Origin of the sequence: Methylobacter sp. (assembly GCF_030680395.1) — a bacterium.
Taxonomy (GTDB): Bacteria; Pseudomonadota; Gammaproteobacteria; order Methylococcales; family Methylomonadaceae; genus Methylobacter_A.
Genome location: NZ_JAUXVR010000006.1, coordinates 262,559 through 287,926 on the forward strand (window position 1 = coordinate 262,559; position 25,368 = coordinate 287,926).

At 49.0% G+C, this 25,368-nt stretch carries 20 protein-coding genes; 6 read left to right on the forward strand and 14 right to left on the reverse strand.

Annotation, left to right across the window (positions count from 1 at the left end):
• Positions 1-50: 50 nt before the first annotated feature.
• Positions 51-587 (reverse strand): CsiV family protein, encoded by a 537-nt coding sequence (locus Q8L79_RS02535; RefSeq protein WP_305267737.1) that lies wholly within the window; start codon positions 585-587, stop codon positions 51-53.
• A complete protein-coding gene (mfd, locus tag Q8L79_RS02540; protein WP_305267739.1) occupies positions 584-4,057 on the reverse strand; it encodes a transcription-repair coupling factor in 3,474 nt (1,157 codons plus the stop codon). The genes Q8L79_RS02535 and mfd overlap by 4 nt, the downstream gene beginning before the upstream one ends.
• A gap of 319 nt (positions 4,058-4,376) precedes the next feature.
• Between mfd and Q8L79_RS02545 the strand changes: the two genes are divergently transcribed.
• From Q8L79_RS02545 to Q8L79_RS02560, 4 genes are all read left to right on the forward strand, one after another.
• Entirely contained in the window at positions 4,377-4,772 is a 396-nt protein-coding gene (locus Q8L79_RS02545) for a hypothetical protein (protein ID WP_305267740.1), read from the forward strand.
• Between the two features lie 28 nt (positions 4,773-4,800).
• The gene (locus Q8L79_RS02550; protein WP_305267741.1) at positions 4,801-5,118 is read left to right on the forward strand and encodes a hypothetical protein; all 318 of its coding nucleotides are present in this window, start codon (positions 4,801-4,803) and stop codon (positions 5,116-5,118) included.
• Positions 5,084-6,469 (forward strand): POT family MFS transporter, encoded by a 1,386-nt coding sequence (locus Q8L79_RS02555; RefSeq protein ID WP_305267742.1) that lies wholly within the window; start codon positions 5,084-5,086, stop codon positions 6,467-6,469. Before Q8L79_RS02550 ends, Q8L79_RS02555 begins: the two co-directional genes overlap by 35 nt.
• Positions 6,470-6,626: 157 nt before the next feature.
• Positions 6,627-7,958, forward strand: coding sequence for a hemolysin family protein (locus tag Q8L79_RS02560; RefSeq protein WP_305267743.1), 1,332 nt, complete (start codon positions 6,627-6,629; stop codon positions 7,956-7,958).
• A 93-nt stretch (positions 7,959-8,051) separates the two neighbouring features.
• On the opposite strand, the gene Q8L79_RS02565 is transcribed toward Q8L79_RS02560, so the two are convergent.
• The 3 genes from Q8L79_RS02565 to Q8L79_RS02575 form a co-directional block, all read right to left on the reverse strand.
• Positions 8,052-8,363 (reverse strand): hypothetical protein, encoded by a 312-nt coding sequence (locus Q8L79_RS02565; protein ID WP_305267744.1) that lies wholly within the window; start codon positions 8,361-8,363, stop codon positions 8,052-8,054.
• A 208-nt stretch (positions 8,364-8,571) separates the two neighbouring features.
• On the reverse strand, positions 8,572-8,955 hold the full coding sequence (locus tag Q8L79_RS02570) for a hypothetical protein (RefSeq protein WP_305267745.1): 384 nt from the start codon (positions 8,953-8,955) through the stop codon (positions 8,572-8,574).
• A 210-nt stretch (positions 8,956-9,165) separates the two neighbouring features.
• Positions 9,166-10,302: a GNAT family N-acetyltransferase gene (locus Q8L79_RS02575; RefSeq protein WP_305267746.1), complete on the reverse strand. Its 1,137-nt coding sequence runs from the start codon at positions 10,300-10,302 to the stop codon at positions 9,166-9,168.
• Between the two features lie 52 nt (positions 10,303-10,354).
• On the opposite strand from Q8L79_RS02575, the gene Q8L79_RS02580 reads away from it, so the two are divergent.
• Together Q8L79_RS02580 and Q8L79_RS02585 are read left to right on the forward strand one after the other, a co-directional pair.
• A complete protein-coding gene (locus tag Q8L79_RS02580) occupies positions 10,355-10,951 on the forward strand; it encodes a DUF938 domain-containing protein (RefSeq protein WP_305267747.1) in 597 nt (198 codons plus the stop codon).
• 58 nt (positions 10,952-11,009) lie between these two features.
• Positions 11,010-11,513: a hypothetical protein gene (locus Q8L79_RS02585; RefSeq protein WP_305267748.1), complete on the forward strand. Its 504-nt coding sequence runs from the start codon at positions 11,010-11,012 to the stop codon at positions 11,511-11,513.
• A gap of 30 nt (positions 11,514-11,543) precedes the next feature.
• Here the strand turns inward: Q8L79_RS02585 and Q8L79_RS02590 are convergent, their stop codons facing one another.
• The 9 genes from Q8L79_RS02590 to Q8L79_RS02630 all read right to left on the reverse strand — a co-directional run bounded on the left by Q8L79_RS02590 (position 11,544) and on the right by Q8L79_RS02630 (position 24,883).
• Positions 11,544-11,849, reverse strand: a complete 306-nt coding sequence (locus Q8L79_RS02590; protein WP_305267749.1) for a hypothetical protein — start codon at positions 11,847-11,849, stop codon at positions 11,544-11,546.
• Positions 11,850-12,141: 292 nt separating this feature from the next.
• Positions 12,142-12,999, reverse strand: coding sequence for a hypothetical protein (locus Q8L79_RS02595; RefSeq protein ID WP_305267750.1), 858 nt, complete (start codon positions 12,997-12,999; stop codon positions 12,142-12,144).
• Positions 13,000-13,088: 89 nt separating this feature from the next.
• Positions 13,089-13,631 (reverse strand): GNAT family N-acetyltransferase, encoded by a 543-nt coding sequence (locus Q8L79_RS02600; RefSeq protein ID WP_305267751.1) that lies wholly within the window; start codon positions 13,629-13,631, stop codon positions 13,089-13,091.
• On the reverse strand, positions 13,628-14,473 hold the full coding sequence (locus tag Q8L79_RS02605) for an aldo/keto reductase (RefSeq protein ID WP_305267752.1): 846 nt from the start codon (positions 14,471-14,473) through the stop codon (positions 13,628-13,630). The genes Q8L79_RS02600 and Q8L79_RS02605 overlap by 4 nt, the downstream gene beginning before the upstream one ends.
• 157 nt (positions 14,474-14,630) lie before the next feature.
• A complete protein-coding gene (locus Q8L79_RS02610; RefSeq protein ID WP_305267753.1) occupies positions 14,631-17,450 on the reverse strand; it encodes a methyl-accepting chemotaxis protein in 2,820 nt (939 codons plus the stop codon).
• A 72-nt stretch (positions 17,451-17,522) separates the two neighbouring features.
• Positions 17,523-19,751 (reverse strand): GGDEF and EAL domain-containing protein, encoded by a 2,229-nt coding sequence (locus Q8L79_RS02615; protein ID WP_305267755.1) that lies wholly within the window; start codon positions 19,749-19,751, stop codon positions 17,523-17,525.
• A 447-nt stretch (positions 19,752-20,198) separates the two neighbouring features.
• Positions 20,199-20,801, reverse strand: a complete 603-nt coding sequence (locus Q8L79_RS02620; protein WP_305267757.1) for an ANTAR domain-containing response regulator — start codon at positions 20,799-20,801, stop codon at positions 20,199-20,201.
• The gene (locus Q8L79_RS02625; protein ID WP_305267759.1) at positions 20,791-24,225 is read right to left on the reverse strand and encodes a CHASE domain-containing protein; all 3,435 of its coding nucleotides are present in this window, start codon (positions 24,223-24,225) and stop codon (positions 20,791-20,793) included. The genes Q8L79_RS02620 and Q8L79_RS02625 overlap by 11 nt, the downstream gene beginning before the upstream one ends.
• 205 nt (positions 24,226-24,430) lie before the next feature.
• Positions 24,431-24,883, reverse strand: a complete 453-nt coding sequence (locus tag Q8L79_RS02630) for a hypothetical protein (RefSeq protein WP_305267761.1) — start codon at positions 24,881-24,883, stop codon at positions 24,431-24,433.
• Positions 24,884-25,368: the final 485 nt, after the last annotated feature.

Below are 25,368 nucleotides of genomic sequence, written 5' to 3' on the forward strand. Positions count from 1 at the left end.
ATTTTTTCACTGCAACTCCGGATAAAATCGCCTGCTTTGGAGCACATGTTTTATAAAGGGCTTATTTTTGCGATGACCCCAAACTTTGGGTGGTCTAAATAATAGACCTCATTCAGTCTAATGGATCGTTTTTCATTTAATCGGTAAACCACGATTTTGCTGAATCCATCACCCGAATCAGAGGTAAGCTCCAAATCAGCCGTCATTTGCAATCCCTGATTACGTTGTATCCGCAGATAGCCGTCCAACTTGCCGTCAGTGCTTTGAATATGAACAGGAGCGTTCAGTTCTCCTTCCCCATCCGGCTGAACCCAGGCAACATGCAGGATCGGTCGATAAGCCGAATCTTGAGCTAATGCCGCATAACTGTCATCAAGAGTCGTATTTTCCAGTTTCTTATAAGCCGACAGCTCGGTCAAGTCAGACGGCCACTTTATTTGACTGGAGGTCTGATCAAACACCTCGGTATTGGGCATAGCCTGTAAAAAGACGATCAACTCTATTTGATAAGCGCCGTTTTCCGCTAAAGAAGGGCTGCAAAACAGCATTGCCGCCAGACTGTAAGCCATTATTTTAAGCATCGTCATTTTTTAACCGCCGGTTTCAGTGTTAATTTATCCAGCAACCCGGTTATAAATTCAAGCTTTTGTTCGGTCGATTCAAACGGCTTTATAAACCTTAACTTATCCGCGCCATCGAATTTATAAACCTGCGCCTGAGTTTGTATCAGGGAAATCAGCTGATCGGTATTAATGTTGGGCGTCGCTGAAAAAATAATGCGTCCGCCGCCGGCATTGGCCTCTATTTTCTTGATGCCCATTTTCTCGGCCTGCTGCTTCAATTCGGTGACGCTGAACAACGTTTTTACAGGTTCCGGAAATAAACCAAAACGGTCGATCATTTCTACCTGTAACTCACGTAAATCGTCTTTGGTTTCCGTGTTGGAGATGCGCTTGTACAGCACCAGACGCCCATGAATATCCGGCAGATAATCTTCCGGGATCAATGCAGAGGTTTGCAGATCGACTTCCGGCCCCCTGTCCATCGGCGTATCGAGTTCCGGCTGGTTGCCGGATTTTAGTGCGCTGACAGCGCGTTCCAGCAATTCGGTGTACAAGGTAAAACCGATTTCCTGAATTTGCCCGCTTTGGTCATCGCCCAGCAATTCGCCCGCGCCGCGAATCTCCATGTCGTGCGAGGACAGCATAAATCCGGCGCCCAAATCGCCGGAGGCCTCGACCGCTTCCAGCCGCTTAACGGCATCCTTGCTCATTAAGCCAAGCGGCGGCACGACAAAATAAGCGTAAGCCCGGTGATGCGAACGCCCCACCCGCCCCCGCAACTGATGCAATTGCGCCAGTCCCAATTTATCGGCACGATTAATAATAATGGTATTGGCACTGGGTATGTCGATACCGCTTTCAATAATGGTAGAACACAACAACAGGTTAAAGCGCTGATGATAAAAATCCAGCATGATGCGCTCCAGCTCACGTTCCGGCATTTGTCCGTGCGCAATTTCAATCCGCGCCTCGGGCACCAGCGTTTCCAGCTCCCTGGCCATTTTCTCCATCGATTTAACGTCGTTATGCAAAAAGAACACCTGTCCGCCGCGTTTGATCTCACGCAAACAAGCCTCCCTGATCTGTGCATCAATCCACTCGCTGATAAAGGTTTTGATCGCATGACGATTAGGCGGCGGACTGGCGATAATGGAAATATCCCTTAAACCCGACATCGCCATATTCAAGGTGCGCGGAATAGGCGTTGCGGTCAGGGTCAGCATATCCAGCTCATTACGCAGCTTTTTGAAATGCTCTTTTTGGGTCACGCCAAAACGGTGTTCTTCATCGATGACCACCAACCCCAGCGCTTTGTATTTGATCTCTTTTGACAATAACTTGTGCGTACCGATCACAATATCGACCTTGCCCTGCTCCAGATCATCGGTAACCTCTTTTTGCTGTTTGGGACTGACAAAGCGCGACAGCACTTCGACACGCACCGGCCAGTCGGCAAAACGATCGCGAAAATTTTGATAATGCTGTTGCGCCAGCAAAGTGGTTGGCACCAACACCGCAACCTGCTTGCCGTTTTGCACGGCAATAAACGCCGCCCGCATCGACACTTCGGTTTTACCGAAACCGACATCGCCGCAAATCACCCGGTCCATGGGCTGAGGACTGGTCATGTCTTCCAGTATCGCTTCGATAGCGGTCTGCTGATCCGGCGTTTCCTCAAACGGGAAGGCATCGGCAAAAGCCGCATATTCGATATTTTCAACCTGAAAAGCATGACCCTGCTTGACCGCTCTTTTGGCATGAATTTCCAGCAATTCGGCGGCGACATCGCGGATGCGCTTAATGGCTTTTTGTTTGGCTTTACTCCACTGGTCACCGCCCAGCTTATGCAAAGGCGCATTTTCGGCACTCATGCCGGTGTAGCGACCGATCACATGTAAAGCGGAAACCGGCACGTAAAGCTTGTCGTGATTGGCGTACTCCAGGGTCAGAAACTCCGACGCGATGCCGCCAATTTCCAAAGTCTGCAAACCTAAATAGCGACCAACGCCATGCTCATGGTGAACCACCGGCGAACCTATGGTCAACTCATTGAGATTATTGACGATATTTTCCAGCTCATGCGCCGCGGATTTTCTACGTCTACGGCGTTGCTGAACTTTTTCACCGGACAGCAGGCTTTCGGTGATGATCGCGATGGACGGATTTTCCAACCATAGGCCATGATCCATCGGCGCGACAAGAAGGCATGGCGACACTTCGGACTGGAGAAACTTGTCCCAGCTTTCCACCTGCTTGACGGTAATTTTATACTGCCTTAGTTTATCCATTAAGGCTTCCCTGCGCCCCGCCGATTCCGAGACAAACAAAACCTTACCGGCAAAACCGCTGATAAACTGCTGCAATGCCTGGGCAGGTTGCTCCAATTTGGCGTCGACAGTTACATTGGGCAGCGGATGACAGTTAAAAACGATGCTGTCCGGCTTGTCATTCCTTGCTCCCGTGTAGTCGAGGGTGATACGCGCAAATGCCCCAGTCCTTTGCGCCAGCTCGTCCGTCGACAAAAACAACAGTTCCGGCTTCAGGAGCGGCCGGTCCACATCGTATTTCCGTTGCTGAAACCTGTCCTCGGCTTCGGCATAAAAAGCGCGTGAAGTTGCATCGAATGTATCCGACATCACCACAACCGCGGATTTCGGCAGGTAATCAAACAATGACGCCATTTGCTCTACAAACAACGGCAAATAATATTCAATGCCGCCGGGCGTGATGCCTTTGCTGACATCCATATAAAAATGGTTTTTAGGCGATGTTTCAGGGAAAGCGTCCCTGAAAGCCTGACGAAAATGTTTGATAGCCTCATCGGTAAACGGAAATTCACGCGCAGGAAACAACTGAATAAGATCGATCTTTTCCAATGACCGCTGCGTTTCAGGATCGAACGTACGGATGGATTCAATTTCCTCATCAAATAATTCGATGCGATACGGCACCTTGCTGCCCATTGGGAATAAATCGACTATCGATCCCCTGACCGCGAATTCACCGTGCTGGTAGACTTGCGAAACGCAATGGTAGCCGACGCTTTCCAGCTTGATGCGGTTTAACTCCAGATTAAAATCATCGCGGACCCTGACCGCAAAACTATTAGCCAGGACATGCTCGCGCGGAGCCAACCGGTGCATCAGTGTAGTCACTGAAACCACCAACGCGCCGCGTTTCACCTGCGGTAACAAGGCCAGCGTTTTCAGCCGTTCCGAGATGATTTCCGGCAGCGGCGAAAAAACATCGTAAGGCAACGTTTCCCAATCGGGAAAATGCAAAATGGGGTGTTCATTTTGCAAGAAGAACGATAACTCATGCTCAAGCCGCAAGGCCGTCTGATTATCCGGCGTAACAATAACAAACAGGCGATCTTCATTTTTAATGGCCGAAGCCAACGCCAGAGAATCACCGCAGCCTGTCAAACCCGCCCAGATGAGCGTTTGATCTTTTCTTTGCGGAATTTGCGGTGAGAAAATTAAATTGTTAGCCATTAAAAATCTTATATCTCGTTTCCACATACTGCGTGGAATATGCAGTTAAGGCGCGCCGCGCCACAAATTACAACCAGCTCTCAGACTGGAATCATTTCAATATTATAGCCGCATAAACAGGCTGATGTACGAGCTATAAACAAGATACCGGCTCAGTGCCTGCCTGCATGTAATTCATTACATCGTCTTTTGGTAACGGCTTGCAGTAAGGTACAATAATTCCCAGTTGTACCCAATACATCCATGGACGACATGAACAGCAATAAACCATCGCCTGCTACCATGTTGATCAAATTTTAATCAAACAAGAGGTAACATCATGAAAAAAAGTTTGTTTCTGACTATGGCAATGCTGATCTCCGGTAGCGCTTTCGCGGCTACCGATCATTACGTATTGCGCGACGGCGACTATGTTCGTCACCTGAAAGTCACCAAAATCATCGACGACGATTATACTGTCAGTGCCGATGTGGACTTTGAATCTGCTGCCGACGGCACTCACTGTTCCGAGACTATTTCCGGTAAAGCCAAAAGCACCGGCGAAAACGAACTGATCATGAAAAAACATTCTGAAAGCGCAGCCCGTTTCTGCGAGCTGAAAATAAAGCTCAGCCCGAACGGCGCCAACGTCGAAGAATCTAAAGATTGCAGCACCTTTACCGTAAACAAGTGTCACTTTTCCAGCGGCGATAAAGAACTGATTAAGGTTAAATAATGCAGAGCTGCAGGATGCGCTGAACGCAGTGAAGCGCATCCTGCGTCATGCAGTCGTCAGCCCATCTGCCCTGATCGCGGTGGCCGTCTTTATCTTTTTATCCGGGCGGCCACAAACAGTGTCTATCGAACAGTCGATAAAGTCAGTCATACCGAAGCCCTCCTCCTTTCCACTATTAGGCCTCCATGCAGGCGCCTGGCGCAAAATGAATGTCCATCGCCAAGCATTGAAATTTGTGATTAAATTTTTTCCGGCGCAACATATTTTACGTTGGATGCCCTGCTCCCTCTCCAGCGTTAATCAGCATTTTCATGGCAATCTGCAGAAATGGCATCAACATCTATGAGGCGCATCCTTTTGTGAAAACCCAATACCGTACAGCCCCCGTCCCTTCCACTAAAATACCTGCCGGCATTCCTTTTATCATCGGCAACGAACTTGCGGAACGCTTCAGCTATTATGGCATGCGGGCGATTTTGGTCGTGTTTATGACTCAATACCTGATGGATGCCGACGGTAAGCTTGCGCCTATGGCTTCAAACGAGGCGACGGCGTATTTTCATTTATTCGTTTCCATTACTTATTTCACGCCATTTTTAGGCGCGTTGCTGGCCGATGGTTTATTGGGCAAGTACCGGACAATCATTTTGTTATCCGTCGTCTATTGTCTGGGCCATTTTTGCTTGGCGCTGGATGACACCAGAACGGGTTTGTTAGTGGGACAAGCCTTGATCGCATTGGGCGCAGGCGGCATTAAACCCTGCGTGTCTGCGCATCTCGGCGACCAGTTTAGTACCGGCAATCAGCATTGGCTTAGCAGAATATTCAGTTGGTTTTATTTGACGATTAACTTAGGGGCTTTTGTCGCCATGTTGCTGGTACCTTGGCTGCTCAAAACCTACGGCGCACCGGTCGCATTTGGGGTGCCCGGCGTGTTGATGCTGTTGGCAACGATGACATTTTGGTCGGGGCGATACCGGTTTGTCCACATACCCGCCGCCGGTATGGGTTTTGTGCGTGAAGCCCTGAGCGGTGAAGGTTTGCGTTGTCTGGGCCGGTTAAGCGGCATTTACTTGTTCATTGCGATGTTTTGGGCCTTGTTCGACCAAAACGGTTCATCCTGGGTTTTGCAAGCGCAGCAAATGGATCGGCTGGTATTCGGCATCGAGCTATTGCCCTCGCAGATTCAAGCCGCCAATCCGTTGCTGATCGTCCTGCTCACGCCGTTGTTTTACAGGTTTTTATATCCGGCACTGGACAGGTATCTGCACCTCGGCTATCTGAACAAAATCGCCATCGGTTTGTTTATCACGGTGTTGTCGTTTGTGTTGGTCGCAGGCATTCAGATGCGCATCGACGCAGGATCTCATCCCAGCATCGGCTGGCAGTTGCCGGCTTACCTGTTGCTGACTTCCGCCGAGGTGATGGTGTCGATCACCTGCCTGGAGTTTTCCTATACTCAAGCGCCAAGGACAATGAAATCCCTGGTCATGTCGCTTTATATGGGAGCAGTTGCACTCGGGAACCTGTTCACCAGCGCGGTGAATTTTTTCATTGAAAACCCGGACGGTTCCAGCCGTCTTGCAGGAGCCGGTTATTTTTGGTTTTTTGCCGCCCTGATGCTGATCACAGCAGTGGGCTTTGTTTGGCATAGTCGGCATTACCAGGAACAGACTTATCTGCAAGAAGAGGTTTAGGGCACAGACGGCAAATGGCTTTTAAAATATGTTCTTGGAGAGTACAGTTAAACTTATGTTTATCTTGTATAAATTCTGCATACTATCTTTAAATAGCAGCCATCCCTACGCTTGTTCAACCACGTCAATACTCCTTTCCATTAAAATTTAATGTGCTATGAATAATTTTTTACCGATCATTGCCGCTTTGTTGCTGGTTGCACTCAACGGCTTTTTTGTGGCCGCAGAGTTCGGCCTCGTCAAACTGCGACAAACGCGCATCCGTGCGATTGTTAAAACAAAAGGTTGGCGCGGACGCATTTTAGGGCGGGTACACGCAAAACTCGATGCCTATTTATCGGCTTGCCAGCTGGGCATTACGCTCGCTTCGCTTGGCTTGGGCTGGATTGGCGAACCCGCATTCGCCAGCCTGCTGGAACCTGTATTCGCCAAAATAAAGGTCACCTCACCGGAAATGATCCACGGCGTCTCTTTCGCTTTCGCTTTTTCCATGATCTCGTTTCTGCATATTGTCGTCGGTGAGCTTGCACCAAAATCGCTGGCGATTCGTAACCCTGAAAAGATCGGCTTATGGAGCGCCGTGCCGCTCTACGGATTTTATTGGCTGATGTATCCTGCGATTTGGCTGCTGAACTCCAGCGCCAATTTAGTGTTGCGCTTGTTGGGTTTGGGTAATGTTCACAAGCACGATGCGCATTACTCGGCAGACGAACTTAAACTGATTTTACGCAGCAACTGCCCGGATGACCGATTTACCCGCGACGAATGGAATATTCTGGCGAAAACGCTGGATTTCAGCGAACTTGAGGTGTCCGACCTGATGCGTCCTATTCATGAGATCGCCTCATTACACCGCAACGCGTCATTGCAAAAAAACCTGCAAACCATGTCTGAAAAACGATTCAGTCGTTATCCCTATTTCGACACTAATGATATTGATGTGTTGGGAGTGATTCATCTGAAAGATTTGTTTTTCGCTCAGCAAGAAGGCAGAGCAATTGAGGATTTGAGCGATTACTTGCGGCCTATCCAATACATCGTGCCACACGCACCCGCGCTGGAGTTATTCCGTCAATTCCGTATGGGTGCGTCGCATTTTGCAGTCATTGGACAAAAGGGACAAAAGCCGACAGGCTTCATCACGCTGGATAATTTGTTAAGTGCGATGGTCGGTGAGATCCGCGACGAGTTCCGCCCAAACAATAATGATTGGACGCGACTCGATGACGGCACACTGATCGGTAAAGGCAGCCTGCCGATATTTTCGCTGGAACGGATTATGGGGATTGATGTCGAGAACGAAGAACTTGAGTTGGAAGACGAGGTCTCGATTGGCGGACTCATCATGGCCAAACTGCGTGATATTCCGGTAGAAGGTCAAAGAATTGAATTTAATCAATTCGATGTCATCGTCAGAAAAATGAATGCATCGCGCGTTGTCTTTGTCCAGATTTATCCCAATGAAACATCGGATATGGAGAATCAATAGGCCGTCGTGTAAATATCCAGTCCCTTTTCACATGAGGCGAAGTTATCCTTGTTTAACAAATTTAACGCCAAAACCTATTGATTCTACTGTGCATTATTTTTTTATGCTTTTATAGCCTTCCTCACTTTCGAGCTTCACTTTTTCGCCTTCTTCAATCATCCGGTTACCTTCATCAATTTTATTTTGACCTTCGCGCACTAATATATTGCCGCGTTCAACCAATTGCTTACCTTTTTTCCATCTATCGCCCAAGCTTGCTATACCTTGGCTTTCGCTCAGCATTTGTTCGCCTGAAAGAATCGGCGCAGCCGTAGGCATAGGCGCAGGATCGGACGCGCAACCCCCGATCAGTAAAGCCAAGCAAACGATAATTAGATTCGGTCGGACAGTGAAATCATTTTGCATAATCAGTTATTCTTAAAGTTAGGGATTGAGAAAAAGCCGGATAATTTTACAAAACGTTATCCAGATTGCAATAAATTTCTTATTGTCACCCTGATGACAAAAGGCTTTATTAAAAAATCCGCATGGTGAGTTCGAGCCCCTTTCAGGTACGGCATCAGTTAACATGAACAAGCTCCGGGTAATTATCGGATCATGGCACTGTTAACAATTATTCGGCGATTTTTAGCAACCAGCCGCCATCGCCTTTGCAGTTATTTTGTGCATCGGCAGTTATCGCAATTCTGGCGTAAACCCCTTTTAACGACTCAGGTATTGTCCCGCTGACCTGAAAGCCGCCTTCAGTTCTGGGTGTGACGTCGAGGGTAGTCGGCAGTCCTTTTACTGTAACCTTGATCGTATTGGGGTAGGTGTTTGCTGATGCGGTAAAAGAAAAGGTTGATCCCGCTGCAATTTCAGTGTTTTCAGCGGGCGTAAAATGGGTAAATTCGGGTTTGGCGCAGGCTTTCGAACTACTGCTGCTACCGTAAGCCCATGAAGCACCGGTGACCATCATTAGCATAAAAATCCACAAGCAATTATATCGTTTCATCATCGCGCCTCTTTGCGTTGTTATAGTGATTTATTTTCAAGCCGGTAAAAAAATTACTGCAATGAAGTGGGTTGTTGCGCTATTTTCCTGTCCATTTTCATGCCCTCGCCGTCACATCCTGAAATAACTAAAGCCAAAATCCAGATATACATCATTATTTTCATAAATTAGTCCTCTATTTTAATTAATCGGCTATTGATTCGCATCGCCATCTCATAGCAACTGCTTAAACGGCAGATAAGAAGCTGCATCCTGTTTATAAATCTGCATGGCTTGTTGCTCTCTGGCTAAAAAATGTTCGATCGCTTTTGCAAACCGGGCATCCTTGATCCAGTGCGCGGAATACGTGGTGATCGGCTCAAACCCGCGCGAAATCTTGTGCTCGCCTTGAGCGCCTGAATCAAACCGCTTTAAGCCATGTTCAATGCAATAGTCCAGTCCCTGATAATAACAGACTTCAAAATGCAGGCTATTGTATTCTTCGTAGCAGCCCCAATAGCGGCCATACAAGGTATCTGCGCCAACAAAACTTAATGCTGCGGCAATAGCGTTATCGTCTTTAACCGCCAGAACCAGCAACAATTGCTCACCCATGGTTGCCGCTATTTGTTGAAAGAACGCCCGATTCAAATAAGGCTGCGACCCTCTTTTTAAATAGGTCATCGTGTAAAACTGAAAGAACGCCTGCCATTGCGATTCACTGACATCCGGCCCGGCAATACGCAACAAACTGACTCCCTGTTCGCTGACCCGGCGTCGTTCGCGCTTGAGCATTTTGCGTTTAGCGGCATTCAGAGTTTGCAGGAAATCGTTGAAATCGGAATAACCCCGGTTAAACCAGTGGAACTGCACGCCCTCGCGAATACTCAAACCCAATGACCGTAACAGTTCTACCTGTTGCTCGACAGGAAACAAACAATGCCAGGAAGAAATGCCAAGCTTGTCTGAAAGCTGTTTTATAAAAGTCAGTAATAATTGCGTAACCTCAACCGGGTTGATCGCCGCTTGAATGACAATACGCGCGCCCTGGCAAGGCGTAAGCGGGATGGCGGTCAGCCATTTGGGATAATAATCGATACCCTGCTGCTGGTAAGCCTGCGCCCACTGATGGTCAAACACATATTCGCCCCAGGAATGACGTTTAAGATACAACGGCATAAAAGCAACCAGTTCATCTGCCTCCATAACCAGCAAATGCGCAGGCTCCCACCCCGTTTGCCCGGAGACCGAACCGCTTTGCTCCAGCGCCAATAAAAACTCATGCCGCAAAAACGGATAGGCGTCACCGGCAAGCCGATTCCAGACCGTACAGTCAACTTGCGCCATACTATGGATTTGTTTTACTTCCATTTTTAAAAACAGTACAGTTAAAACAGCAGAATAACATCAATCCCTCAAACTCATGCCTCATAAACCTTTTTCCCAGGCCTGTGAAAATAATAAAGATCCCATTTTGCAGATCATTAGAACAGTTTTTTGCGAGCCGACAACCGTTTGGGAAATCGGCAGCGGCACGGGTCAACATGCCTGTCATTTTGCCAGACATCTCCCGCATCTTGAATGGCAGCCTACCGATAGAAGTGAAAATATCCACGGTATCCGTTTATGGCGGGAACAAGAAAAATTAGCCAATTTGAAATCGCCATTAACGCTGGACGTTACCGATGCGGTGTGGCCATGCAACTCTATTGATGCATTATTTACTTCCAATACGCTGCACATCATGAGCCGGGATAACGTACACATATTCTTCGATCGCCTGACCGAATACCTGAACCCCAAGGCGTTTATTTGCATTTACGGCCCGTTCAACTATAACGGCGCTTATACCAGTGACAGCAATGCCTATTTCGATCAATGGCTTAAAAGCCAAAATGCGTCCAGTGGCATTAAAAACATTGAAGACATATTACTTTTATCGACATCCAGGGGCTTTAGCTTATTAGACGACATTGCCATGCCTGCCAACAATCGTTTGCTTGTACTGCAAAACAGCTGAAAACGCAGCAATTACAGGCAGCCCGATCCTTTACTTTTTTCAACAAACATTCTCAACTATGTTCATTTATTCGTTGCCCCTATTTTTTACCCATATTGGCTTAGCCAGTCCGCTGGATTTGCTAATTATTTTTATGGCCCTGTTTATTGCTCTGTTTATAAGCTCGCTGCTTTTCGGGGAAAATTCGCGGAAACAATCCTCGGACCCTTATCTGCTTGCTGCATGGAATGGCAGCGCGCCCCTAAAGTGGGCGTTCTGGCCTTTTTTTCTAATCCTGAACGCTTGTTTGTATACCGCAGATACGCTGGTAAAGGCCGGAATATTTACTGTATCCGGTTGGGATGACGTGCACTTGATGCTATTGCTGCCGATTGTCTGGTGGACAACGGCTGTTTGGCGATGTTCGCCAAACACCGATCTAAGCGTTTGGGCGGCATGCGCTCGATTGCTGACGGTCGGCGTGTTCTTCGAATACAGCTTGAAGCTATTGATACGCATAGATTATCCAAGAATATTCTTTGGATGTGATGAATTGTTGCTGGACTATGGCAGCTGCTTTTAAAAGAAACGACCCGATCCACGAATGGAACTTTTAATTCGAGCCAGGCCCTTTTAATTCTGCTGAGGATTGCGCCTGACCGAGCGCCTTCAGCAGTTGCGACAAATCGTCAGAGGTTTTTGCTGCTTGCGGTTGCGGCCCCTCTATTTTTTCCTGGGTCCAGTCCACCATTTCTCCGGATCCCCATGACAGCAGGTAGGCAAGCGAAAATACCAATAAGCCGCGCGTCATACCCTTAGGTATACCCTGCACCTCAAGATAACGGTGGAGATACCTGGCTGCAATGAAGAACACAAGGGTAGATATAACCAGATTCCATGCTGAAGGTAATGTAAGCATTATGGGCGGTTCTCTTGGGTTGGAATGTTATGTCGCATTATTTTTTCCTGATTAGCAAAATGCTTCAGCCAATCAACCGTAGAGACGCGATTTATCGCGTCTATCGATTTATCGCGTCTCTAATCGTTGCGCCTTTTCTCGATTTTGGATCGAACCGGAGAGCAGACGCGATAAATCGCGTCTCTACAGGTCGCATTTTTTTGGAACTAACTGTTTGGTATATCGAATATTTTATTTCTGGCTGAAGCAGCTTGCTAATCAGGTTAATTTTCATACGCTTGCGTGGCCGCAATCAAATATTTTGTAATTGATTAAGCTCGGCTTCAAGTTTTAAGAACTGATCTTTCCAGTGTTCAGCGGCCTTAACGGCTTCATTCTTTTCATCCGTCAAAGCATTGATACGCTGGTTTAAAGCCCTGTTCAGTTCGGTTAGTTTCTTAACTTCTTCAATCGAAGCCAAAACTCTATCATCGGACTCAAACACTTTCAACATGACATCGTTATCAGCTTCCAACGCTTTTATCGCACCTTGCTGTTCGTCAATAATTCCGCTCAACTGCTCTTCGTGGCTTTCCTGATGTTCCTGTTCGACAGCCTGAACCGGTTCAGGCTTTGGGGCTACAGGCTTGGGCGGCGTGATCTCTTTAATGGCTTTATTCAGGCTTTTTTTGCCGTCTATCACTTCCTTAACCAGTTCTGCCGGTGCTTCCTTAACCAGTTTATCCGCTAACTGTTGAGTGCGGTGCCCTACTCCTGATTGTTTAGCCCTGGCGGTAGCGGTGTCTAATTGTGGCGTATCGCGTAACTGGGAGTTGCCCGCTGCCTGAGCATTTACCCAACTTTGAGAAGCCGATACGATAGCCGCAGACTGACCTTGCGTTAAGTGTCTGCGATGTAAATTCGACGACAGGATAAACTGTGTAGGGTTAGAGCCTTCGTACTCAATCATTACCGGGGCAATACCCAGTTCGCACAGCGCACGATAGCGATTGCCGCCATCCAGAATCATACCGTCAAGTGTATAAATAGGATGCGTTTGTCCGTTATCCTGAAGATTATCTTTAAGCGAGTTAAACTCGGCATCCGACATCCGGGGGAAGTAAGTGCAAAGCGGATGCAGCTCCATGGTTTGGTTATTTTTCTCAGTCATTGATCAGCCTTTAATTTAGGCCGGCCATTATACCATGGCTACACTCAATAATTTTTTAGCGGAAAGGCTGCACTTTAATCCGGTCCGGTTTAAAGCTTTCGATTCGCCGACAGGACTTTTTCCAATATCTCCAGGCGCAAATCTGTAACTTTAGGCATCCATAGCTCAGGATTCACCGGAAACGCCTTGCTTACCCCGGTGCGCCGGTAACCGCGTCGTTCATAAAATGCGATCAATTCGCTCCTGCATGAGATGACGCTCATGGCCGATTTGCTGACTGCCCAGGTTTGCTGTGCGGTCAGCTCCGCTGCAAGCAGCAACTGCTTGCCTATACCTTTCCCCTGTAATGACGGACTCACCGCCAGCATGCCGAAGCAAACCAGCTCTCCTTGTTTTTGCAAATGCACCGATCCGATCAGCTCCGCTTCAGCCTTGCACAGCAGAAACATCGAATCGTCACTTGAAATCAAGCTTAGGATTTCTTTTGTCTCGGTTCTGCGCCCGGCCAGTAAATCGGCTTCCGTGGTCCAACCTTGTTGACTGGATTCGCCGCGATAAGCCGAGTTAACCAGAGCGGCAATCCGCCCGGCATCCTGTTTTTCGGCCTTGGAAATCGACTGCGCCCTAATCAAAGCAGCATCTCCACAGCGTCGCACTCGGCGGCGGTCAGCTCAAACTCGAAGATCGCCAAGTCTTCGCGCATGTGGCTTTCCGATGTGGTGCCGGTTAACGGAATAATGTCGATTTGGCTCAAATAGCGGAAAAATATTTGAGCGGCGTGGCGCCGGTATTTTACTGCCAGCGCTTGCAGCGTCGGGTGCGCCAAGATAGTGGGATTGGCGGTCAACGTCCAAAAGCTTTGATAAATTATCCGATGTTCCCGGCAAAAATCGCGAATGGCTCGGTCGTATCCTGTTTCGGCATAAAACCGGTTCTGAATAACCGCCGGTTTGACCGTGGCATCCCGATACAAAAGCTCAAACAGTTGCGGATCGTAGCAATTGCTGATCCCCAGCTGCTTGACGCGACCGCTGTGAAAAATTTGCTCCATCGCCTGCCACGCTTCCAGTGTGCGCTGATGGCTTGCCAGCGGCGAATGCAGCAGCAGACAATCCAGGTAAGTGGTTTGCAGATTGTTCAGCGAAGTCCGGAATGATTGCGCGACCTGTTCGCTGAGGTCGGCGTTGGGATCATAAGGTACCTGCATCGGATCCTGTCCGCTCAAAGGCGTGAACTTGCTTTGCAGATAAAGCTCGGCACGGTCTATCCCGCGATGCAGACAGGCGGCCACGCCGTCGCCGACACCCGCTTCGTTGTAATGCTTGGGCTGACAGGCCGTATCGATGCCGCGAAAACCCAGCCCGATGGCCTGCTCAACCAATGCTGCCGTGCGGTCTTTCTTCCAGGCCGTGCCGTAAATAATCCGGGGTATCCGTACCCCGCAAGTGGAAGTCAAAAAGTTTTTAGGATTCATAAGCACTCCAGGAAAAATATTGGACTTCGATTATCCTCGCACATTAACTGCTTTCGGGCTACCGGCTATCAAGCCGCACAGCGATTTTCCGGCTTTTCTGCGGCCGGCATTCAATCCCCATCAGGGTACAAAAGCGTTTCGCATGTTGCAGCTCGCTTTAAAACTCTTCCCAATCGCCGCTTTCAATAAGTTGAGGCTTTGGTTTCGGTTTGATTATCTTTGAATTTTTATGGGCTGTTCCTTTATTCGTTGCCTTCATTTCTTGCAGATAAAAGTTAGCGTTGTTTGAATTATCATCCACTTTAAAGCTCCCTACTGTGGTTACCAGATTTTGCGCTTGCTCTTCCAGCGATTCCGCTGCGGCAGCAGCCTGCTCTACCAATGCTGCGTTTTGCTGGGTCACATCGTCCATTTGAGCGATAGCCTGATTAACCTGTTCGATACCGGCCGTTTGTTCCGCTGAAGCGGCGCTGATTTCAGACATCATGACGGTAACGCCACGAATGGAACTGACGATCTCCTCCATGGTTTGACCGGCTTGCGCTACCAATTTGCTGCCACCCGAGACTTTAACGACCGAATCATCAATCAAGTGTTTGATCTCTCCGGCAGCCGTAGCGGCACGTTGCGCAAGATTGCGCACTTCCACTGCGACCACGGCAAAACCCCGGCCCTGTTCACCGGCGCGTGCCGCTTCGACCGCGGCGTTCAGGGCAAGAATGTTGGTTTGGAAAGCAATGTCGTCGATCACCGAAATAATGTCGCCAATCTTGCGTGAAGAAGCGTTAATGTCATCCATCGTCTGAACCACTTGACCGACCACTTCGACACCTTTGCCGGCTATATCGGACGCGTCAACGGCAAGTTGATTGGCTTTTTTGGCATTTGCGGCATTATGCTGCACGGTGGAAGTCAGCTCTTCCATGCTGGCAGCGGTTTGTTCCAGACTGGCGGCCTGCTCTTCGGTGCGATGCGACAAATCATTATTACCCGAGGCAATTTCTTTGGCTCCGGTATTAATGTTGTTAGTGACCTCTTTGATGCTGTTGACGATTTCTTTCAATTTTTCCACGGTGATATTGGAATCATCCTTGAGCTGTCCAAAAGTGCCGGAATAATCATTGGTGATTTTTTCCGTCAGGTCGCCTCGGGACAAGGCTTCAAGTACGCGTACCACCTCATTGAGACCGGTTTCGCTGGTTTCCATAAGCTGATTGAGATTTTCGCCCAGTTGTTTAAAGAAGCCTTCCTTGCCCTGCATTTGGATACGCTTGGTAAAATTTCCCATAACCGCGCCATACACAATGTCAGCCACCTCTTTTTCCACAGCGACTTCGGCAGTGCGATCCTGCCATTCGGCCACAGCACCCAGTCGTTGACCCAGTTCGTTAATGACAGGACTGGCGGTCACTACCATCGAATGGCCGCCAATATCCATGCTGGCGATGTAAGTATGGGTTAAGGTGGAGAGTAATTGCTTTTGATGCGCAGGATTGACGTGAAAACTATCGATATTGGTACCGATCAGCGTGGCTGCCGAGAAATCCGGCAAGTGTTTACGAATGTCCGTTTCAGCCTTACCGAGAATACCGACTACCGATTTGTTGGCGTAAATAATATTGCGGCCGTTGTCTGCAATCATCACGCCGGTACTGACACTATCCAGACCAATTTTGATACGTAAACTCTCATCAGCAATGCGTTTGCTTTCCGCCATGTCAAAACCGAGTTTAATCTGCATGGATTTGAGGGCTTCCCTCAATTTTCCGATTTCGTCGTGGCGATCAATGTCAATGGCATGGTTATAATTGCCTTGGGCTATGTAACCAATCTCGCCAATAATGTTGGCAAGCGGCTGCGCAACAACACGAATCAGGGTAAAGCCCCGCCATAGCGCAATCATAAAACCCATCGCGATCACGCCGATGACAATATCACGCGTGTATTTATAGCGGGATTGCGCCGATTCAAACTCCTGCTTGGCAACATCGACCTGGAATTGCATCAGTAGCTTAATATCTTCGTCGGCTGACTTAAAAAGCGGACTAATCTTGTTCATAACAAGCTTGTTGGCGAGTTCGAGATCATGGGTTTTCAGCGCCGCCAGAGCTGGCTTTAAGCCTTCTTCTGCAAACAGTTTTCTGTCCGCAATGAACTTGTCGGCCAGCTTTTTTTCCTCTGCGGTTAAGTCAGTGGCCATGTAAGCCGCCCAACTCTTGCTTATTTCCTCAATGTTTTGTTCCACTTCAGCGGTATTGTTGCGAATCACCTCAGGTGTTGGCGTAACCAAGGCGTTGGCAATTCTCAGTTGGTTGGTTAGCATCAGTTCATTGATAGTGGAAATCCGGCTCATCGGCACTGTGCGATCCTCATACACAGAACGCAGGCCATCATTAGCCTTGCTCATGCCGTTCAAACCCATGCCGCCAATCATCATCATCAATACGCTCAATATACCGATAACATTGATTAACCGGCTTTTGATCGTGGAATTCTTGAAGGGATTCAATTTTTCCAATAAGGCCGGCTTTACGACTTTGCCGTCCCGGATTTTCAAGTTGCCCGCCTTGCCTTCGCGGAACAGTTTGTAGACAGCGCTTGCTGTTTGGATTTGCTCATAACCGGGTTTGCTGCGCACCGACATATAGCCGATCAGATGATTGTTTTCGTAAATGGGCGCGGCATTGGCAACCACCCAATAATAATCGCCGTTTTTGCAGCGGTTTTTAACCATTCCTGTCCACGGACGCCCCGCTTTTAGCGATTGCCACATATCCTCGAACGCTTCAGTCGGCATGTCCGGATGACGGACTATATTCTGCGGCGCACCGATCAGTTCCTGCTTGGTAAACCCGCTAATCCTGAGAAAATCTTCATTAATGTAGGTAATCATCCCCTTTAAATCGGTCTTGGAAACAATAGAGTCATGCTCTGCAAGGCGATACTCGGTATCGGTTACCGGCATATTGATTTTCATGGCAGATTCCTTTTTTGGTAAGAATTAGTTTATAAAATTTTCGATCAAACTGATATCAAGAATGAGTGATTTTCAATACATCTTGTGTGATGGCGTCTGTGTCCGGAGTAAGTTCAGTAGAGCCTCAAACTCGGCCAGCGGTACCGGCTTGCTGAACAAATAACCCTGATAAGCGAGACAGCCCTGACGTTCCAGGCAAGCACGCTGTTGCTCGGTTTCCACGCCCTCGGCTATCACCTTAAGCCCAAGGTTGTTGGCCATGCCGATAATGGTTTGTACGATAACGGCATCGTTCGGATCGGTCATGATGTCGCGGACAAAGGATTGATCGATTTTCAGCTGAGTGATCGGTAGATTCTTCAAGTAACTTAGCGAAGAATAGCCGGTGCCGAAATCATCCATCGAAAACAGGATGCCAAGCTGTTTCAACGTCTCCATCTTTTCAATGGTTTCGCTGACGTTATGCATTAACAAGCTCTCGGTTAGCTCCAGCTTGAGCCGTGTTGCGTTGGCGCCTGTTTGCATCAATATCTTGCACACCTGGTTGACGAAGTCGGGTTGCCTGAACTGACATGAGCTCACATTGACGGCAAGATGCAAATCCTTTGTAAGCGAGTCGTCGGCCCATTCCTTGAGTTGCAGGCAAGCGGTGCGCAGTACCCAGTCGCCAATCGGCAGAATTAACCCGGATTCCTCGGCGAGCGGGATGAACTGGGCCGGAGAAACCATTCCTTGTTGCGGATGCTCCCAGCGCAACAGGGCTTCTGCACCGAGTACATGACCTGAGCTGTCTACCTGAATCTGGTAATGCAGTTGGAGCTGATTTTCCGACACTGCATGGTGTAACTCCGATTCCATCGTCATGCGCGATTCCAGCGACGCTTGCATGTCCGGATCAAAGAAAAGCAAAGTATTTCGCCCCGCATTTTTAGCCTGATACATCGCAGCATCGGCTCGCTTGAGTATTTCCTCGCTGGTGGCTTCGTAATTAATAAACAGACTGATGCCGACGCTGGCTGAAGTATGATGTTTATGTCCATCCAGCAGGTAAGGCTGATTGATCGCTTTCAGGACTTTTTCGCCTACGCCCTGGGCTTGCGCAGCGGCTTTATTTTCCTCCATGTCCAGATTTTCCAACATGATGACAAACTCATCGCCGCCCAATCGCACCAGGGTATCGCCTTGGCGTACACAGGATTTCAATCGTTGCGCCACTTCAGTCAGCAACTGGTCGCCGATTCCGTAACCCTTGGTATCATTGATGGCCTTGAAGTTGTCGAGATCGATCATCATGATTGCGGCATAGTGTCGGCTACGGGCATTAACGAATATTGCCAGTTCCAGGCGGTCGTTAAGCCATCTTCGATTGGGAAGATCCGTCAAGGGATCGTAAAATGCGAGGCGGTGAATGGCTGCTTCCGCATCCTTGTGTTCGCTCAAGTCGGTAAATGCACCGACGTAATGGCTGACTTGCCCAACAGGGTCGACTACTGCGGTGATGGTGAGCCACTTCGGATAGATTTCGCCGTTTTTACGCCGATCCCAAACCTCTCCCTGCCAGTGCTTGTCCCGTATCAGTTTCTCCCACATGGCCTGATAAAAAACTTCGTTATGACGACCTGACTTTAGAATAGCGGGTGTTTTTCCGATCACTTCTTCGGCGCTATAGCCGGTAAGTCGGGTAAAAGCACTATTGACGCGTAAGATGCGTTTATTGATATCGGTGACCATGACGCCCTGTTGCGATTCGATGGCTATAGCGGCAATACGAAGTTCCTGCTCGGCCAGGCAGAGGTCGGTCTTGTCGCGGCCAATAACGATCAGCCCCTTGCGTTCGCCGTTCTCCTTGAAAAGCGGCGTCTTGTGCACCGAGAACTCCCGATAATTGCCGGTTTCATCTTCAATGCCATAACCTTCAAAAACAAGCGTATCGCATTTATTCCAGGCCGCCTCATCATTTGTGAAGCATTGTTCGTGCATGGCGCACAGTTGCGGGCATATCGCGGCGAGTTCCAGATTGGTCTTGCCTTGCCAGGCTATATCATGCAATTTGAAAAGTTGTTTGGCGGCCCCGTTGGCGATTATCAAGCGTCCTTCGCCATCCTTAAAAAAAACCGCATCCGGGATCGTCTCTATTAGAGCGGTGAATTGCTCGTTGAGCGCCTGTAGAGTGCTCTCCATCTCATGCAATGCCGACTGAGACGCTTTTATCTCCTTTTCCAGCGCTGTCAGCGTGGACAAACGCAAGACTCGCGGCATCCATCCATTATCACTGAAGAATTTGAGGGCTTGTTTAATCATGCCGTCAGCCTCAGCTTAATGCAGGCGGGATGAACGGAAGAAAGGCGGACGGCCATTGTCCATGCAGATAGGGAAGTCGCCATACACTCGGCTTGAGAGCAAGACGCATTGCGCCGATGGCGTGCAGGCATTCCGCTGACTGATGGATGGCAGTCATACGGATGATACCGTCGAACAATAGGCGCGGGTCTGCAATTCAGCAGCAAGCGCCAAAGATATGTCAATCAGAGAGAGGTAATGTTGACGGGTAAAGTGAATTTCAAACTGCATGAACACGCGCATCTCCTGCCTTTTGGGCATTTTTCGTCAATTCCCGTTTGTGAAAAAATCTACGGGTAGCTTAACGAGGCGTGTTCTGGGCCTCAAAGATTCGGTGCGGGGGCAAAGGCAAACCGAAATCGTTGTGTAAGTTATAACCTACATCTTTTCTAAAATCAAAATATTTTTCTACTCTCCAAGATTCAGGGTTTCACTCGCTTTGATAATGTCTATCGCAAGTTCTGTCAGTTTTCGACGCTGGCTGCGTGCGGTTTTGCGTAACAATTCAAAGGCTGCCTTGCGGCCAAGCCGATATTGCACCATGGTGATACCGATGGCGACACTGATCTCACGTTCAGTATCGAGAGCGTTTTGCAACTGCTGTCCGGTCACCCGCAAACTCTGAAGCTCTGTGGCACGGGCCAGAGCGGCTTCAATGGTCGGCACCAGTTGTCGCGTATCGACCGGCTTGACCAGATAGCCCAGCGCCCCGCATGCGGCAGCTTGCTCAACGATATCATGATCGCTGTAGGCGGTCAGGAGCATGAAGGGAATACGGTCGAATGAGCATAGCCGCTCAGCCAGCTCCAGCCCGCTTCGGCCGGGCATGTTGACATCGAGGATGGCCAAGTGCGGCCGCTCTCCACTCGCCAGCAGGGCTTCCGCTTCGTCCACGGATTCTGCGGTGCTGACGGTATAACCGGCCCTGGACAACCCTAAGGCAAGAATCGCCAGCACCACGCGATCGTCGTCGACCAGTAAAAGGCTGTGTTTGTTGATGTTAGTGTTCATATGAATTCAATGTGCCCGATTCCAGTTGAATGACGGGCTCATCCAAGCCCAGCGTGGTGACGACAATGGCGCCCTGTTGCGCCCAAGCCAGCCTGGCGCCTGCTCGCGGCAATAACGATGCGACCAGCTGTAAGCCAGTACCGAAGGCGCTTGTATCCTCCAACCCGAATCCGGCCGGGATCAGGCCGGTATTGCGGATCCTCAATTGAATCAAATCCGGGTGCGGCTCATGACTGAGCATGATACTGACATGCCCGTCTACCCCGCCATGCTTAATCGCATTCCAGATCAGCTCATTCAATACCAGCGCCAACGGTACCGCTTCCGTTTCGGTAATGATGTAGCGCGCGCAGACATCGGGCATTTCGACAGTGACGGGCTTTTGCCATATCGATTCAATTCCTGCCGCTATAGCGGCAGTCAGTTCGGACATCCTCACCAATGATGTGACCGCGCTACCTTGTAATCCGTGAATAACCGAGATGCTCTGCACTTGGCAGATAGCCTGATTGATGGGGTCGCCCATCTCGGGATGGGTTTGGGCAAACTGGTGCAGTATCCCCATAATGCCTTGCAGATTATTCTTGATACGGTGATGCACTTCGCGCACAAGTATGTTGCGGTGCGCGGCCTCGTTGAGCAGGCGCTGTTGTTCATGCAGCTTGGTGTTGGTCGCATCGGTGATATTGCCTACGTAATGAGTGACCTGCCCGACCTTATCCTTAACGGCCGTAATCATGACCTGTGCCGGGTACTCTTTGCCTTTTTTATGGCGTTGCCACGATTCGCCTTGCCATATTCCCGTGCTCTTGACTTCACTCCAGACCGTGTCGTAAAAGGAAGCCGGGTGCCGATCCGATCTGAGAGCGGCTGTTGCTTTTCCCTCAACGTCCTGTTGCGAATAGCCTGTAATCTGGGTGAAAGCCCGATTTACCCGCAAAATTTTCAAATTTGCATCCATCACCACGATACCCTCCCAGCATTCGAATGCGATCGCGGCAATGCGCAACTGCTCTTCTGCCTGCTTCTGGACGGTGATATCCATATGAGTGATAACCGCACTACCTTGTGCCGTTTCCCCCATAGGCGTAACGCTCATGCTGAACCAGCGTTGCTGCTGCGGTGAATGGCATGGATATTCCAGACTGAAGCTGGGCAATCGTTCATCCAGCACTGCCCGAATTCCATAATAAGCTTCCAGGCTGCCATTCGCTGAAGAATCGGTATCCGGCCCCCCGCACACCGTCAGGTAATTGGCGCCGACGTCAGTATTTGATACCGGTATGCCGGACTTGATACCATTCTCGACGGCAAAACGCCGCCAGGGTTCGTTGACCGCCAGGATAACGCCATCATGGTCCAGCACCGCTATTTCGGCAACGACGGAATTCAGGATGGCCTGCTTGAAGACCTCGTTCTCCTTCAGCGCCGCTTCCGCCTGCTTACGATGATCAATATTTTCGATAACCGCAATAAAGTAATCCGCTGAGCCATCGGGATGGCGGATCAGCGTTGCCGATAAATTACCCCAGACGAATTTTCCATCCTTGCACACATATTTTTTCTCCACATTGAATCCGGCAATTTCACCGGCCAGGGTTTGCCGTATTTTATCGGCACCGGACTGACGATAATCGGGATGAGTCAATTGCATGACTGTCATGGTCAGAAGCTCGTTGCGGCTGTAACCGACCAGATCGCAGAAGCCTTGATTAACGGCTAAAAAGCGGCCATCCAGCGCGGTATTAACAACGCCGACCGGTGCTCCTTCGAAAGTTGAACGAAACCGCTCCTCACTTTGGGCTAACGCTGCTGTGCGTTCATCTACCAGCTGCCGGAGTACGCTGCCGCGACCGGAAAAGACCATCGCAAAGACGCTCCCCATACTGGTCAGCAACAGGCCGACCAATAAAATCAGCCATGCGTTATCCGAGCGATGATAGGCAAAATAATCTTGTGTAGGAGCCACCTCAAACCGCCATTGGCGACCGCCGACCGGGATGACCAAATGGCTCGCCAGAGAAAAGTTTGTTCCGAAAAGTCCATTTTCCCGCAAGACCAGCGGCTTTAGCTGTTTCTGATCGCTGGAAAAGATCAACTGTTCTCCAGCCGGCGCGCCCTCGTCAATAAGCCTGTAGGACAGTCTTTCCTGATTCAGGCCTTTGAGTGCCGAAATAACAATATCGCCGCCCCTGAATACCGCAACCATATAACCTGAAATATTGTTACGCCGTTGTTCCAGCGATTGATGCGGAAAACCTTTGCGGTAAAGAGGCATAAACGCGATTATCCCATGCTGATTTCCGTGTTCCTGAACCAATTTAACCGGGGCAGTCGTGGCGATTTCCCCGGTATCTCTTGCCCGGTTGACGGCCTCGCGCCGAAGCTCATCGGAATACACGTCGTAACCCAATGCGGCTTCGTTTCCCTTGTAAGGTTCAACAAAACTGACTGGGGCATATTCCGGACGATTCCCCGCGCGCACCAGCTGTTTATCGGCATCCTGCTCGGTGAGCCGAAAGTTTGGGTAGTCTTTACTTCGTACACTACGCTCGAAGGTATCCCGTTCGGATGACAGAATGCGGGGATTCCATCCCAACGCCTGAATTCCCTGGAAATTATCTAATGAATGAGCAGCGAAAGTTCGGAATTCGTCTCTATCAACCAGTGTCGAAGCCGAGTAGAAACTTTCGAGAGAACGGAGTACGTTTAAGTGTGTCAAAATCGACTTTTCCAATGCGACGCTCAGCTCGACAGCCTGTTGATCGAACTGAAACTTTAGCCGCTCACTGTTATTTTGAGCCTCATAACGAACTGCGACCGTTGTCAGCACAAACATTGCAATAATTGGAACGGTTATCGCCATGCGTCTGGTGCGCCAAGCTTCACCGGGACGTAACCCCCAAGCCAAAACAAGCGGCGTAAAGATAAATATCCCTAAGGCATCCCCCATCCACCAGGTTCCCCAATTAACCAGGAAATTTGCAGACGGAACCCGCCCCGTGGCTACTAGCGTCGAGACTGCGATAACCGAATTGATCAGAGCGCTTAAGATCCCGCCAAAAAACAAGAACAAAAAGACTTCTCTCTCTCGGGTAAGCAAATTGGGAAAACCGGCAAAACGCCGCACTAAATAAGCGCCTGCCACCGCTTGCAAGCTGGCTCCGCCGCCGATAACCAGCGTAGTAATGACTGAAGTGAGCGTTTCTGAAGCAGAACCGGTCGCTAAGGTGGCCGCAAAGTTAACCAGAAAAGATCCCAGCAGGATACCCGGCCATGCCCGGTATCCGTAGATCAGAATACCCGCCAGGGCGATGCCTGAAGGCGGCCAGATGGCTGTTGCATAGCCAGGAGGAATCGCTAAAAAAGTGCCGAGTTTGCCGGTTATGAAATAGGCGGTAGCCAAGCCCGCAATGTGAAGCACCCAAGCATACGATCGAACCGATGGATTCACGGCCGAAAATAAAGAGCCAAGCTTGCGGTTATCTTTAGGCATATGGGTTTAATTTTGTTTTTTTGCTTATTATACCCACATCACTTCAAAGCTCGGCAATCAAGGATTTCCATTAATCTAAAAGGAAGTCAAACAGGCCGGTCCCGTTTCAATTTCGCCCCCTTCGGCAATGACGCTACCCTTCAGGCTTTGCGCCATAACAATGAGGGTCGGCGCAATTGCCATAATATTGTTGTCGCGGAAATTCAGCCGCATGTCGGGTCATCGAATCAAACATAACCCGCGAGAAATCAGCCTCTCTTTTCGGATCGGATAATAACTGCATCATTTGATTTTGATGCGCCGCGCTGCTATCCAATATGGCGTCACCCATAGCTTTCGGAAAGTCGCCTAATAAGGCTTGCTCAGGCGTGTTATGGGCAATCTGTTTCATGACCAGTTCATTTTTACGGATTTTGTCCCTGATCGCATAAAAGAAGTTAACCAAATCGTTATCGGTCAGCCGGTCGGTAATAAAAATCTCATTCAGCCGACTGATAATCTGCGACAAAAATTCCTCTTTCTTGTCTTTTGCTTTAGCCGTTCCCAAGCCGTCGCCCGGTTTCAGATGGTTGCTTTTCAATAGCATTCATAATCCAGACTCTTTTAAAAAATGTTGATAAATATTATCGTGTATAACATTCCGTTGCATACCTTGCTGCTCAAAAACTAAAGTGGGTTCATCATGCGTATTCATAAAACATGAACAATTGTTTACTGCAAAACTAAAATCAGTGAGTAACTGATGTTACGCACGGACATGATAAAAAAAGCGTCGTCCACGAAAAGCACGAAAATAGTTAAAACTCATCGTTCCGAGGCTTCGGCGCTCACGTTATACAACAAGTCTGTTCAAGATCACCATTTGGAATGAATGCCTGAATGACTCGGATGTAGATACTCTCTTAAACCACAAGCCCAATTTTGCAAGACATCATAAAATTTTATGATTTTGCTTCAACAGGAAACGTGTAAAAACGAGTCCCGTCAAATTCTGTTTTAGCTTTCAGCATGCCATGGATGGCGTGTAAAAGCTTGCGCATTACCGCGCATACAGCCTGTATCTTCTTTAAA